The 13554-nt window shown below is 51.0% G+C and carries 10 protein-coding genes, 2 tRNA genes and 1 pseudogene; 1 reads left to right on the top strand and 12 read right to left on the bottom strand.

Annotated elements, in window-relative coordinates; translation table 11 throughout:
* Positions 1-223: 223 nt before the first annotated feature.
* From VV089_RS24420 to VV089_RS24405, 4 genes are all read right to left on the bottom strand, one after another.
* A complete protein-coding gene (locus VV089_RS24420) occupies positions 224-1663 on the bottom strand; it encodes a DUF4367 domain-containing protein (RefSeq protein ID WP_334337757.1) in 1440 nt (479 codons plus the stop codon).
* A 13-nt stretch (positions 1664-1676) separates the two neighbouring features.
* A complete protein-coding gene (locus VV089_RS24415; protein WP_172540788.1) occupies positions 1677-2198 on the bottom strand; it encodes an RNA polymerase sigma factor in 522 nt (173 codons plus the stop codon).
* Positions 2199-2427: 229 nt separating this feature from the next.
* Complete coding sequence (glnA, locus tag VV089_RS24410; RefSeq protein ID WP_334337756.1) at positions 2428-3855, bottom strand: type I glutamate--ammonia ligase; 1428 nt, start codon at positions 3853-3855, stop codon at positions 2428-2430.
* Between the two features lie 292 nt (positions 3856-4147).
* Positions 4148-4230, bottom strand: a tRNA-Leu gene (locus VV089_RS24405).
* A 155-nt stretch (positions 4231-4385) separates the two neighbouring features.
* Between VV089_RS24405 and VV089_RS24400 the strand changes: the two genes are divergently transcribed.
* Positions 4386-4469 (top strand) — tRNA-Leu (locus VV089_RS24400).
* 157 nt (positions 4470-4626) lie between these two features.
* Here VV089_RS24400 and VV089_RS24395 read toward each other — a convergent pair.
* The 8 genes and pseudogenes from VV089_RS24395 to VV089_RS24360 all read right to left on the bottom strand — a co-directional run.
* Positions 4627-4800 (bottom strand): annotated as a pseudogene (locus VV089_RS24395) (GNAT family N-acetyltransferase); the annotation flags it as partial.
* Between the two features lie 237 nt (positions 4801-5037).
* Entirely contained in the window at positions 5038-5622 is a 585-nt protein-coding gene (locus tag VV089_RS24390) for a PD-(D/E)XK nuclease family transposase (RefSeq protein ID WP_334337755.1), read from the bottom strand.
* A 384-nt stretch (positions 5623-6006) separates the two neighbouring features.
* A complete protein-coding gene (locus tag VV089_RS24385) occupies positions 6007-7056 on the bottom strand; it encodes an L-threonylcarbamoyladenylate synthase (RefSeq protein WP_334337754.1) in 1050 nt (349 codons plus the stop codon).
* Position 7057: 1 nt separating this feature from the next.
* Positions 7058-8437: an MATE family efflux transporter gene (locus tag VV089_RS24380; RefSeq protein ID WP_172540780.1), complete on the bottom strand. Its 1380-nt coding sequence runs from the start codon at positions 8435-8437 to the stop codon at positions 7058-7060.
* Between the two features lie 50 nt (positions 8438-8487).
* On the bottom strand, positions 8488-9666 hold the full coding sequence (locus tag VV089_RS24375; protein WP_172540779.1) for an iron-containing alcohol dehydrogenase: 1179 nt from the start codon (positions 9664-9666) through the stop codon (positions 8488-8490).
* A gap of 149 nt (positions 9667-9815) precedes the next feature.
* The gene (locus tag VV089_RS24370; RefSeq protein ID WP_172540778.1) at positions 9816-10622 is read right to left on the bottom strand and encodes an MBL fold metallo-hydrolase; all 807 of its coding nucleotides are present in this window, start codon (positions 10620-10622) and stop codon (positions 9816-9818) included.
* A gap of 22 nt (positions 10623-10644) precedes the next feature.
* Positions 10645-12165 (bottom strand): ATP-binding protein, encoded by a 1521-nt coding sequence (locus VV089_RS24365; protein ID WP_172540777.1) that lies wholly within the window; start codon positions 12163-12165, stop codon positions 10645-10647.
* A gap of 48 nt (positions 12166-12213) precedes the next feature.
* Positions 12214-13524, bottom strand: coding sequence for a vWA domain-containing protein (locus VV089_RS24360; RefSeq protein WP_334337753.1), 1311 nt, complete (start codon positions 13522-13524; stop codon positions 12214-12216).
* Positions 13525-13554: the final 30 nt, after the last annotated feature.

Genomic DNA, 13554 nt, shown 5'->3' with positions numbered 1-13554 from the left:
CACCTTTTTTTCAGAATTCAGACACATATTTGACATAATCTTTTTATAAGATAGAACTAACAAAGAAAGAGGCTGCCGGTGCTTATGGGTGCTGACCAGCTTCGGCAAACAACAACAGGCAGATGCCTTTTACATAAGACGGACTGTCAGAAAGCTGACAGTCCAACATAACAGGGAGATGCAGCGGATTCAAGCTGCATCTCCCTGTTATATTGTTTAAATCTCACTTCATCTCTGTCAGTGCGCTCCACATGGGATTTGTCGGATCATTGCCTGTGCCGTTAAAGCAAAGAACGATATTCTCAAGGCTGCCGCCCGGCATCTGGTCTGCGTCTACCGCGAAGATCAGCGTATAATCCAGGCTCTCGCCCTTTTTCATAGAACGGTAGAAGAAGGAATGCATCCGTCCCTCGCCGCTTACGTTCTCGGGCTGGCTTAAGTAGAAGGCGGAATGATCCATCTGAAGCTCATACCGCTCACTTGGAACTGCCTCGTAGCTGTCCTTCTTAAAGTTCCAGGTTCCGTCGGCGCGCTTTTCCACGTAAACCAGGGATGCATCCAGAGCGGTAGAATCCTGCGTAGTTTCATTATCAAATTCATTGTAGCCGATATACTGCTCTGCCGTAACCTGCACTGCCAGGAATTTCGGCGCTGCCTCTGTCTCTTCCAGAATTTCACCCTCCTGATCAAGGTGCATGCGCTGATAGGGCTTGTGGGTTCCGTCGGCGTTCAGCCAGGGGCTCAATCTCTCCATATCGTAGACGCCCTGCTCCGTGTAGCCGGGAACATCAAAAAGACTGTCGTAAATCTTTACTTCGTTTACCGTGTAGCTTGCGCCGTATCCTTCGCATTTCAAAGTTTCGCCCAGCTTGGTAATCTGATCGGTGGCAACGCCCTTTTCCACCAGATTCTCCCACTCTGCGTCGTCGGCTTCTGCCGCCGCCTGCTTCTGCCGCTCTTCCGGAGTCAGAGCATAGGTCAGATCCTCATTTTCCGTAACAGTGATCTTCAAGCCCTCGGCCACCTTCTTTACTTCCTCCACAGGAACTGCATTGTCACCGAAAATGCGGATTACATAGCCGTCCTCCGGATTGAATAAGAACAAATCCTCGCCTGTTAAATATTTGTCCCTCTCCTGATAGGTAATGATATGGGCCTCCATATTCTGGATGGTGGTTTTTTCCACCTGCTCCACGCGGCTGAAGTCCAGCATTTCCTTTTGCGCGTCAATATTTACCATGTTCATCGGCATAATGGAAATACCATGACCATAATTACCGTCAAGGAAGTATTTTCCTTCCTCCTGCCTGGTCATGCCTTCCGGCAGGTAGGTTGGCTCTGCTTTGACTTCTACCGGCTTTAATTCGTAATTTACCTCAAAGGAGTAGGACACTTTGCCGTCTGCCTCCTGTACATTCTTTGTAAAATATCCCATAGACGCCATAACACCCAGGCCGGAAACGGCTATAAGAGCTGCTGCCAGGCCGGCCGCCCAAACATGGCGGAGGGAACGTCTGCTGCGCATAGGTGTTACCTTGGCCTTCTGACGGCTCTTGGCCCGTACAATGTCATAGGCTGCCTGGATCTTATCCTCGGTTATCCTGGAAATGGGTATACTCTGCTTTAATACCTGCTCTTCTAATCTTTTTCTATCCTCGCTCATAATCTTGCCTCCTCTACACCACCATGGGAAAAAATGCCTGCTTGATTTTCTGTCTGCCCCGCTGCATTCGGGATTTTACGGTTGCCTCCTTCATACGGAGAATTTCCGATATTTCTCTGGTTCGAAAGCCCCATACGTAATACAGGATCATCAGGAGCCTGTCCTGCTCTTCCAAGGGTTCCAGATAATCCAGAAAGGCTCTCGTCCTCTCGTCGGTTCTGCCTCCTCCCGACAGAACCTCTATCTGATCTGTGCATTCGGTGCGCTGGTTGGATTTTCTTATATTGTTGCAGTTATTGATGAGAATCCGTACCAGCCAGGTTCCGAAATAGCGTGTTTCCCGTAAGCTTTCCAGATGCTCGAAGCAGTCCAGTATGGTCTCCGATATGGCGTCCGCCACATCTTCTTCCCGTTTCAGATATGCCTTTGCTACTTTGTACATGGACTGCTTGTGCAGCTCCATCAGTTCCACAAACGCATCCCCGTCACAGGCTCTGGCTTTCAAAAGCAGCTCTTCCGTTTTGTCTCTTTTCATTCCTTACCTCCTTAGGGTTGCTTGAATGTACATTCACTTATTAGACTTATCTGGGCGGCGTTTGGATGCAGAGAAATTATTTTTGTTTTTTTAAGGCGGACAAGAGTGGGAGTACTATTTCCAGCTCTTTTGTTTTGGGATTATGTGGTAAATGTTTAACCTGCAGCGGTTTTGTTGTGAGACGCTGCAGGTTAAGGGGTGTTGCGGATGTGTGTTAATTATCGGTGGTTTAGAGGTCAAAGTACATTTTGAACTCGGCGGGGCTGGGGATCTGGTCGAGTTTTTTTAGTTCTGAGCGTTTTCTGGTCAGCCATACGTTGATGAGGCGTTCTGGGAATACGCCGCCTTTGGTCAGGTAATCATGATCAGCTTCCAGGGCGTCAAGGGCTTCGCCTAAGGACTTGGGGAGGCCTTTGATTTTTTTCTGTTCTTCTTCGGACAGGGTGTAGAGGTTGAAGTCGTAGGGGCCCCAGCCTTGTTCGGAGGGATCGATTTTGTTCCCGATTCCGTCCAGGCCGGCCATGAGGATGGCGGCGTAGGCGTAGTAGGGGTTGGCTGTGGCATCGGGGTTCCGAAGCTCGAAGCGCTTGGTCTCCGGTGTTTTGGCGTAGGCCGGGATCCGGATGACGGCGCTGCGGTTTGAGGTGGCGTAGCCGATGGTCACGGGAGCCTCGTAGCCGGGTACGAGACGCTTGAAGGAGTTGGTGGAGGGGTTGGTGAAGGCACACAGAGATGCGATGTGCTTCAGAAGTCCTCCTATAAAGTAGTGGGCTGTGCGGCTTAGGCCGGAGTAGCCGTTTTCATCGTAGAAGAGGGGCTGGCCGTCTTTCAGAAGCAGCATATGTACGTGCATGCCGCTGCCTGCCTCCTGATAGATGGGCTTGGGCAGGAAGGTGGCTGTTTTTCCTTCCTCGGCTGCCAGGTTTTTGATGATGTATTTGATAATCATGGTGTTGTCGGCCATGCTGGGCATGTCGTCAAGCTCTACTTCGATCTCCATCTGGCCGGGGCCGCCTACCTCGTGGTGGTGGTATTTTACCTGGATGCCCCAGTCCTCGATCATCATGCACATGCGGCTGCGGAGATCGTAGCCTACATCCTGGGGAGCCGCCACATGGTAGCCGCCCTTGTAGGGAACCTCGTAACCGTTGTTGCCTCTGGTGTCAAGGCTGCAGTTCCAGTCGGCCTGTCTGGCGTCGATGCGGTAGCCGCACTGGCGGGGTGAGACCTCGAACCGGGCGCTGTCAAAGAGGTAGAATTCGAATTCCGGCCCGATGACCATGCGGTCGGCAATGCCGGTTTCCTTCATATATTCTATAGCCCGGAGGCTTACGTTTTTGGGGTACTGGTCGAAGGGTTTGTTTTCACCCTTTCCGATGGTGCATACGTTGCCGCACATGGTCAGTGTCGGAACCTCTGCAAATGGGTCTATGTAGGCTGTGTCCGGATCGGGCAGGAACACCATATCGCTTTTCTCGATGGGGGCGTAGCCGTAGTTGGAGCCGTCAAAGCCGATTCCCTGGGTAAAGGTGCTTTCCCCGAACCGTTCTACCGGAATGGTGATGTGGCGCCAGCGTCCGTCGATGTCTGTCATTTTGAAATCGATCATACGGATCTGCTTTTCTTCACACAATTTTTTGATTGCTTCGCTTTTCATATGTTTTCCCCTTTCCTCTGGCATTGCTTTCCCTAAAACAGGAAATGCCGATATATGATTTATTTTATCACATATCGGCATTGTCTGGCACTATCGTTTTTTATTTTTCCTGTTTTTCCCTTTTATTTGAAATTATCTGTAAAAATAAGCAAGACGGCAAATGGATAGAACGGCCTAACCCACTGTCTGCGTAAAAACTGTAAGCATTTTTACACTCACTTTTCTTATACCCAAACATTAAAAAATGTGATAAACATGGCATCTCTGCTATATTTATCACATCTTTAATCTATGCAGGAGATGGGACTTGAACCCACACAGCCTTGCGACTACAGGCACCTGAAGCCTGCGCGTCTGCCATTCCGCCACTCCTGCGAACAAATAGTATTCTACCGAATTTCCATTCAAATGTCAACACTTTTTTTCTAAATTTTTTGACATTTTTTATTAAGATAGCACTTGACTTTTTCTTCTGAAAATGGTAGTATGATTAAGCGCTTTGAGATAACAGCTTGAAGGCAGCAAGAGCTGCGGAAGTGTCGGAACTGGCAGACGAGCAAGACTAAGGATCTTGTGGCATTCGTGCCGTGTGGGTTCAAGTCCCATCTTCCGCATTGGTTAGGGATACGATAAATATAGCAGAGATGCCGTATTTATCGTATTTTTTATGTTAGGGTGTGTAACAAAATGCATTGTAAAAATGTTTACACCTTTTTACACGCAGACTGTGAAACAAGCTGCTGGGGACAAACGGCGGCGCATAAAATGCGCCGTAATTGTTCCAAAGTAATAACCATCTGATAGAATACGCAGGCAGCCTACAAGTGTGTTGTCACTGTAAGCAGTGATATTTATGGTTTTGGATAGTGTTTTTTGTGTTTTTTCTATGTCATATTCGCCTTTCCATATCTGATTAACAAATTTCCAACTTTTTTCAAGCAAAATAAATTTTTAATTTTGTTTTTTTGCCAGAATTGCACAGATTTCTCCGCAGTCACATTCGGGTTCGCACAACTTTGCAGCCTGGCATATGGCACTGATTTTATCTTCTTTTTCATCAAGAAGATCGGCAATCTCTTCCGGCGTCCGGTTTTCCTTCATAAGCTTGCAAATAATCCGTACCAGTTCTTCCGCTTTACCCTCTGCCTTTCCGGTTTCTCTGCCCCGGTTTTCTCCTTCTTCCTAAATCAATCTGTCACGTTCCTGCATCTTCATATAAGTTACCTCCATCTCTTCACTGGATTTGATATTCACAATCTTTTTATGCAGATGCCTAAGACGTTCATCACACCCTGCCGGGAGTGCGGCTTCGTCGCTGTTCTCCATATAGTGAAGAAAATCTATCAGCGTTTTATCCACTTCTTTGTCATTATTCCCTCCGGTATTGAGTAAAATCTTTTTACAGCCGTCTCCAAGGTATAATCCTGGGATCTCCTCGCAGTAATTTCCGAAGGTATAGCGATAATTCCCAAAGCCAAACAAATCAAAGCCACATATAACAACGAGATATGCCGGCTTCAGATTATCAAAACCAACCTCTCCGCTTTTCAAAAAGGGAGCGTCCGTAAGCGCCTGATAAAATCTGGTCCGCTTGGGGATATTGCCCTGGTTCTGCTTCTGCATCTCCAGGTCAAAGAAATTCCCGTCTCCGTCCTCCACGCAAAAATCCATCCGAATCCCCCGTTTTCCCGGCAGATTATGTACTACCTTCTGACCTTCCTTCCAGCGGATACTCTTCAAGGTAATACCCATTGAAAGCTCAATCATTATCTGACATGCCTCCAAATCCTCCGTAGCTGCATCAAAGAGAAAATCATCCAGCAGATTAAGCTCCTGCCGACCTCCTTTTCATCTAAATTTTTGTTCTTGGAAAATATGACCGAATCGATCTTGATCTAGATAGACGGTTCCTCCCAGGGAAGAACTTCTGTTATTTATTATAACTGTTTTCTTTTAAAACATATAATTTATATAACACTGTTTTGTTAAAATTGTCCTATGCATTATTATAAACATCATATGTATGAAAAGAAAAGGAAGAAATCCGGATAACAAAAAAGCAGAGAAATGCCATTCGTTAAAATCACACCTCTCTGCTTTCACTATCCAGAATATCTTTCGCTGAATTCTTTACTTCTTGCGTTCTATCCGCTACACCTCAATCACCCGATACCCCGCCGCCTTCAGAAGCCGGTTCATAACTGCCTGCCCGATGGCCGCCGTCTCAAAGGACTCCGAATAAATATAATCTGCGTCTGTCTCGTCAAAGCTCCTCAAGACCTCAAACAAATGTCTGGAAATCTCCTCCTCGCAGCTGCGAGCGCCAAGGCTCTTAACCAGGCCTTTTTTATACCGGCCCGCCGTCTCGTCCGTGGCTATGATCCCAACCTGCTTTCCTGCCGCCTCTGCCTCGGCTGTCAGGCGGTTCACCGCAGCAATCACCGCCTCCGTCTCCCCCTCCACAATAGTCAGCTGCGCTCTCGGGGCATAATGGCGGTATTTCATTCCGGGAGCCTTAGGCTTTACGCCGGAATCTGCGGCAATCACCGCCGCATCCACATCCAAAGGCCCGATCACTGCCTCCATCATAGCCTTTGTAATTGCTCCCGGACGCAGAATCACCGGCTTCCCCTCGCTTACATCTACAATGGTGGATTCCAGGCCAATCACTGCCTGTCCCCCGTCCAGAATCATCTCAATCCTTCCGTCCAGATCCTCCGCCACATGGGCCGCCGTGGTGGTGCTGGGCCGCCCGGAGGCATTGGCGCTGGGAGCCGCCACAAAGCCGCCCGCCGCCTGGATAAGCGCCTGGGCAACCTTATCGCTTGGCATCCGCACCGCCACCGTAGCAAGCCCTCCGGTGGTCTTCCCCGGCACCAGATCCGTTTTCGGAAAAATCAAAGTCAGAGGGCCCGGCCAGAAGGCTTCCATCAGCCCCTTTGCTTCCTTAGGCACCTTTGCTGCTATCCGGTACACATCCTCTTCCCTTGCAATATGCACAATCAGCGGATTGTCTGAGGGCCTTCCCTTGGCCGCATAGATCTTCTCCGAGGATGCCGGATTCAGGGCGTCTCCGCCCAGGCCGTAGACCGTCTCCGTAGGAAATGCAACGAGACCGCCTTCTCTCAGCACTCTCCCGGCTTCTGCTATCACATTCATATCCAATGCTTTCGCATCCAGTTTTTTAATCTGAGTCTCCATTTTACACACCTGCTTTTTCTGTCCAGTCCGTTCCTTGGGACAGCTTCCGAAATCTCCAAAAGAACAGCGTCGTCGTCGTAAGCGCCGCCGTGGTATCCGCCACTGGCTCCGCCAGGAACACCGCAAACACTTTATCCGCAAAGAAGTTCGGCAGAAGATAAATCAGCGGAATCAGCACGATAATCTTTCGGAACAGAGCCAGAAACAGGGAAATCTTCGCCTCCCCGATGGCCACAAAGGTCTGCTGGCATGACATCTGGGCTCCCATCACAAAGGCCATTCCCAGATAAATCCGGATTGCCCAGGAAGCATATGTAATAAGCTCTTCATCCCCGGAAAACAGGGACGGGAAAAAGCCGGGCACAAAAATGGCAATGATCCAGATCACCGAGGAAGCACAGATGGCGCTGATAAAGAGCAGCCGGAAAGCCTCCTTCACCCTGGAAAGATTCCTTGCTCCGAAATTATAGCTGATAATAGGCTGCGCTCCCTGGGCCAGGCCCTGGAGAGGCAGACTGCACACCTGCATACAGCTTGAGAGAATGGTCATCGTCCCCACTGCCAGATCTCCGCCGTACTTCTGCAGAGACGTATTAAAGCAGATATTCAGAAGGCTCTCCGTGCTGGTCATAATAAAGGGCGACAGCCCCAGAGCCAGGACAGGCAGAATCACGGCAGCCCGGACTCTCATCGTTTCCTTTTGAATCCTCAGAATCGTTTTATTCCCAAGAAGGAATTTCAAAACCCATACCGCCGAAACCGTCTGGGCTATAATGGTAGCCAGAGCCGCCCCCTGAACGCCCATTCCCAGGCCGAAGATAAAAACCGGATCCAGCACAATATTAACCGCCGCCCCAATCACTACCGTCAGCATACTGATCTTCGTAAACCCCTGGGTCGTGATAAAGGCATTGAGCCCCAGGGAAAACATCACCGAGACCGTTCCCAGAATATAAATATTCAGATAATCCAGGGCATAGCCGATGGTATCCTCACTGGCTCCGAAAAGGAACAAAAGCGCCCGTCCGTTGAGGCGGAATACCACTGTCAGAATCACCGCCAAAACCGCCAGCATGGTAAAACAGTTCCCCAGGATCTCCTGTGCCCCTTTTATGTCCTGACGCCCCATTCTGATGGAAGCCTGGGGGGCGCCTCCCATACCCACCAGGCTCGAAAAAGCCGTCACAAGCATCAGCACCGGGAAGCATAACCCAAGCCCCGTAAGGGCCAGAGCACCCTCCCCCGGTATATGTCCGATGTAAATGCGATCCACGATATTGTAAAGCATATTTACAATCTGGGCAGTAATCGTGGGAATGGCCAGCCGCACAAGCAGGCGGCTGACCTTCTCCGTTCCCAGATCTGTTCTAGTATCTTCCATTTTCTTCACTTCCTGACAGAATCTTCAAAAATACATCCGATGCCTATGCATTATCTGGCCATCTCATAGATCCTGGCAATATCGTCCTTTCCAAGCTTCTTGATTCCGCCGATCATCCGCTGCCCCATATACGTACACTTGTAAGCCAGCTCTCCGATCTGCTCGTCCGTCAGTTCCACTCCAAGCTCATGGATGCTCACCGGCATATGAATGGTGCGGAAAAATTCCTCCATGGCCTCAATTCCCATGAGAACCGTTTTTTCCGGATCCCCATAATCATAGGCCACTCCCATCACATTCACCGCAAACTTGGCAAAGCGCGCCACATCCTCCTTGTACACATACCTGGCCCAGCTTCCCCACACAGCCGCAAGGCCGGCTCCGTGGGCCACGTCAAACATGCCGCCCAGCTCGTGCTCCAGCTGATGGCAGGCCCAGTCTCCGGTACGGCCGCAGCCGGTCAGTCCGTTGTGGGACAGGCTTCCCGCCCAGAGAACCTCTGCCCTTGCATCGTAGTTCTTCGGCTCCTTCAAGAGAACCCTGGCCGCACGCATCACGGATTTCAGAAGGCTCTCCGCCATGCCGTCCACCAGATCCGTATCCATCTCATGGGAAAAATACCGCTCCATAGTGTGCATCAGAATGTCTGTACATCCGCTCATGGTCTGATATTCCGGCAGGGTGTAGGTCAGCTCCGGATTCATTACCGCAAAGCCCGGGCGGACCAGGCTGCTGTGGAGGCCGCGCTTCAGCCACCCCTCTTCATTGGTGATTACGGTGGAATCGCTCATCTCGCTTCCCGTAGCGGCAATGGTCAGGATCACTCCCAAAGGCAGCGCATCCGCTGCAGAGTCCTTTTTCAGATACAGATCCCACACATCCCCCTCATACTTCGTCCCCAAAGCAATGGCCTTGGCCGAGTCTATGGCGCTGCCGCCGCCTACGGCCAGAATAAAGTCCACGCCTTCCTTCCGGCACAGCTCAATGCCCTCATACACCAGAGACAGACGGGGGTTGGGCACTGCGCCTCCAAGGCTCACATAGGTAACGCCTTCTTTGTCCAGGGCTTCATACACCCTGTCCAGAAGTCCGCTCTTTTTCACGCTCCCCGTTCCGTAATGTACCAGAACCTTACTGCATCTTTGCTCCTTTATAAGGGCGCCTGTTTCTTTTTCCGTGTCTTTTCCGAATACGACCTTCGTAGGGGTATAATATTGAAAATTGTTCATCGATTCTTCCGCTCCTTTTCCTTGCTTTTCCATAAACTGAATTCCTGTCTTTTATTTTACCCCGAAACCCAGGACAAGTCGAGTACTATTTTGCCCGGCCCTCCCTTTCCGATGGCAAAAAGACGGGAAAGTCCCTTTACGGCTTCAAATTACGCTAAGTCAAACACTTCCAGATCCTCCGGCACAAACAGCCTTCCGGAAAAGCAGGGCTTTCCCTCAGCCAGATAAAGCTCCTTTCGTCTGGCTATATTCCGATCCTCTGTGTGATACAGAATCAGATTCTTCACTCCCAGCTGCTCCGCCGTTTCGCAGGCATCCTTCACAGTGGTGTGGCATTTCTCATAGGGCTTGAACCGCTCTCTTTCGCTGTACAGGCAGAAGGCCTCATGGAGCAGCCAGTCTGCATCCTTCACATAGGCGTACTCACACTCCCGGTACGGCTCGTCCCCCGCAAAGGTAAACCGCTTCCCACTCTTAAGCCGGAAGGTAAACCCATACTGCTTCGCCTTCACAGACTGAATATCAAAAAACCGGATCTCATACCCAAGTATCTCCCTCACATCCTTGTCCTCCAGAGGATGCAGGAAAATACGCTCTCCAATCAGCTTCACAAACTTCCCCTGAACCGTCAGCCGCACAATGGTCAGCAGGGTTTCCACCAGCTCCCGGTGACAGTAGAGATTGAGGTTTCCCCGGTATTTCCCCTGCTTCATCCGGGCCGCAATCATCCGTATCACCCAGACCATTCCAAGAATGTGATCCGTATGCTCATGGCTTAAAAAAATCTCATGGATCTCCTCCAGAGGGATTCCGGCCTTCTCAAGCTGAACCAGAATCCCGTTTCCGCCTCCGGCGTCTGCCAGAAAATATCCCTGTTCATTCTGAAGGGCCAGGCAGGTATTATAGCACTTGGTAGCATTGGCATTGCCCGTGCCTAGAATCACTAATTTTTCCATACTCTTTTTCTCCCCGTATTTTTTACTTCAGCAGCTCGTCAATCTCTCCCAGAATCTCCCGATCTCCCTGTTCAAACAAAAGCCTCTGGTTATACCTGTCATACCGCTCGCAGGGATAATCCTCCAGAAACGCCACTGCCGCCGGATCGCTGTTCAGCTCCGTGACAAAGATTGCCGTCTCCTGGCTGTCCCCAAAGGCCAGCTCCATAAAATCAAAAGCATTTTCCAGGTAAGAGGCATTCTTTAGCTTCCCTTCCTCGTAAGCCGCCCGTTCCCCGGCAAACAGCTCCCTCAAAAGATCCAGCGCCTCCTCTCCCGTGGCAGGGGACGCCTTTTTAAGCTCCAGCCCGTAAGCATCCAGGACTGCACAAAGCCGCAGAAGCTCCTGTTCGCGCTCCCTGGTCAGAAGCTCCGCCTCCTTCTGGCTTTTCCGGAAGGACTCATTTTCCCGGCGAAGCTGCTCTAAGACCTCCCAGGACGCAGGCCCCTTCTTCTCCCCTGCCGTCAGAAGCTTTCTGGCCTCCTTCATCTTTCCAAACAGCAGCTCCACAAACCGCTTTTGACGCTGTCCCTCATAAAATCCAGTCTTACAGCCGGACAAAAGCAGGCTTACTACGCTGAGACGCTCGTCAAAGGAAGCGTGGGCCAGCTTCTTGAGCATTGCCTCCTTGATAGTTCCCTTTAAGATCTCCTCGATCCCATAATCCTTCTGATACCTGTAATAAAGCTCCAGATAATTGGCAAAATCCCCGGCAATCCGCCCATGCTGCAGATACTGGGCTATCACCTCCCTGTCTGCCGTTTTCCCAATCCGCCGGCAGACCTCCAGCATCCGGGACAGATCCTCCCAGCCCCTGGGCGTGACAAACTGCCGGCCATCCACCGTATTTTCCATCTGGTAGAAATGAGCCGGGCGGACATTCAGATAAGAGAGGATGGCCGCATGAATCCCGGCGGAAACTGCATACTCCTTCCAGACCTGGAAGTCCGGCTCCACCTCGATCTTCCGCACCCGGTCCATGGTGACCACGTCGAACTCCCGAACCGACTTGTTGTACTCCGGCGGATTGCCTGCCGCCGCAATGATCCAGCCCTCAGGCACCTTGTGGGAGCCAAAGGTCTTGCACTGGAGAAACTGAAGCATGGCCGGAGCCAGAGTCTCGGACACGCAGTTGATCTCGTCGATAAAGAGAATGCCTTCCTTTAAGCCTGTTTTCTCCATCTTCTCGTAGACAGAGGCAACAATCTCGCTCATGGTATACTCCGTAACTGCTTTTTTCTCCCCTCCGAAATCCTTCTCCACAATAAAGGGCAGGCCGATGGCGCTCTGACGCGTGTGGTGTGTGATGGTATAGGAAACCAGGGCAATGCCGCATTCCCTGGCAATCTGCTCCATAATCTGTGTCTTTCCGATTCCCGGCGCGCCCAGAAGCAGAAGAGGCCTCTGACGGATAGAGGGGATCTCGTATGCGCCCCAGGCGTCCTTTAAAAGGTAAGCGCTGACCGTGTCCTTGATTTCCTGTTTTGCCCGTTTTATGTTCATCTCATTGATTTCTCCTTCCTGGGTTCTTTTTAAAATCGAAAAACAGATTCATCTGTAAAGCAGCTCTTCCTCTCCCAGAATCAGCTTAACCGCCCAGGGCGGCACATCCACATCCCGGTAATTGTCCTGCAGAAATACAAATGCCGTCTCATAGGGAGGCATTTTCACCGGAAAGGTTCCGTACCCGTCGGTAAAATAAATCAACCCCCTCAGGTGGTAAAACTTCTTTTCTGCCAGCAGCTCCTCCACATAGGCAAAGGCCGGGCGGAAATCCGTCCCTCCCTGGCCCTTTATGGCCAGGTGCTCCATATAAGCCTCAAGCTCCTCCCGGCCTGCAATCTCCGTGTCTGCCTGAACACAGTCGTCGCACTGGAGAATCCGTATGCGGATGCTGCGAAAAAAGCTCTCCGACTCCTTCAGGATGCTGTAGGTCTCCTCCAGGAACCGGCGCACCAGTGTGTCCTTGCAGGACATGGAGGTGTCAATCACAATCACGAATTCCTCAATCTTTTGAACCTCCTTTGTCTCCTGGGGTTCAATCAGGGGCATATTTCCGTAGAGGTTCATGCCATAGTTGTAAAAAATATAGTCAAAGGAATCCAGATCTACCTGCATTTCTTCCCTTATGACGGAGAACCGGCGCAAAAATTCCCGGTAATCGTAACGGCGGCGGTTTTCTATCCGAAGCTGCTCCGAAAGTCCCCGGCTCCCCTCCGCCGCTTCACTGGAAAAAATCTCCATGTCCATTTCCATCCGCTCCCGCAGGTTCTCCCACTGCTTCCGGTTCCGCTCTGTCCTGGCCGGGGGCTGCTCCCGATCCCAGAGCATATGGTCGTCCACATGGAACGCCTTCTCCCACCTTGCCAGCTCCGGCCCGCCAAGCTCAAGCCGGAGCAGCTCCCGGTAAACGGCTCCGGCTGTGAGCACGGAAAGCTTTTCCCTCAGTCTTGCATACACGGCCTGGCGTAAAGAGCCGGGAACATGCACGCATTTTAAGAGCAGGCTGTCCAAAACCGACTCTGCGGCAATGTCACAGGCCAGATTCCAGACCTCTGCCTCTCGCTCCTTCCGGTAAAAGGGATGACAGAACAGACAGTGAAAGAGACTGTGAAGATACAGGCGCGTCACAGGGGCGCGTCCCGTCTGGTAAAGCCGCAGCAGCTCCTCCGGCTCGAAAAAGAGCGCGCCGCCGTCCGTTCCGGCCGGATGGACGCCTTTTCCCGGCTTTACCGGGAGGCTTCCAAGAGCCAGATCGAGAAAGCGCAGATGCAGGTAGAGCTCATTCCTGGCCTGGCTTAGGATCCGGACGCCGAGCAGCTCCTGCCTTTGATGTAATTCCTGTTCCTGGTAAATCACCATTTTTTGTCTCCTAATATCTAAAAGGAACAT

Source organism: Candidatus Merdisoma sp. JLR.KK011, from assembly GCF_036941125.1.
GTDB lineage: Bacteria > Bacillota > Clostridia > Lachnospirales > Lachnospiraceae > Laedolimicola.
Note: the sequence above shows the minus strand (reverse complement) of the source record. Positions and strands in the feature narration are given on the sequence as shown.

What these genes read in the sequence shown, in the direction of transcription:
- VV089_RS24420 (WP_334337757.1), bottom strand. Translation starts at nt 1,663, where the DNA reads ATGAGCGAGGATAGAAAAAGATTAGAAGAGCAGGTATTAAAGCAGAGT.
- VV089_RS24415 (WP_172540788.1), bottom strand. Translation starts at nt 2,198, where the DNA reads ATGAAAAGAGACAAAACGGAAGAGCTGCTTTTGAAAGCCAGAGCCTGT.
- glnA (WP_334337756.1), bottom strand. Translation starts at nt 3,855, where the DNA reads ATGAAAAGCGAAGCAATCAAAAAATTGTGTGAAGAAAAGCAGATCCGT.
- VV089_RS24390 (WP_334337755.1), bottom strand. Translation starts at nt 5,622, where the DNA reads ATGATTGAGCTTTCAATGGGTATTACCTTGAAGAGTATCCGCTGGAAG.
- VV089_RS24385 (WP_334337754.1), bottom strand. Translation starts at nt 7,056, where the DNA reads ATGGAGACTCAGATTAAAAAACTGGATGCGAAAGCATTGGATATGAAT.
- VV089_RS24380 (WP_172540780.1), bottom strand. Translation starts at nt 8,437, where the DNA reads ATGGAAGATACTAGAACAGATCTGGGAACGGAGAAGGTCAGCCGCCTG.
- VV089_RS24375 (WP_172540779.1), bottom strand. Translation starts at nt 9,666, where the DNA reads ATGAACAATTTTCAATATTATACCCCTACGAAGGTCGTATTCGGAAAA.
- VV089_RS24370 (WP_172540778.1), bottom strand. Translation starts at nt 10,622, where the DNA reads ATGGAAAAATTAGTGATTCTAGGCACGGGCAATGCCAATGCTACCAAG.
- VV089_RS24365 (WP_172540777.1), bottom strand. Translation starts at nt 12,165, where the DNA reads ATGAACATAAAACGGGCAAAACAGGAAATCAAGGACACGGTCAGCGCT.
- VV089_RS24360 (WP_334337753.1), bottom strand. Translation starts at nt 13,524, where the DNA reads ATGGTGATTTACCAGGAACAGGAATTACATCAAAGGCAGGAGCTGCTC.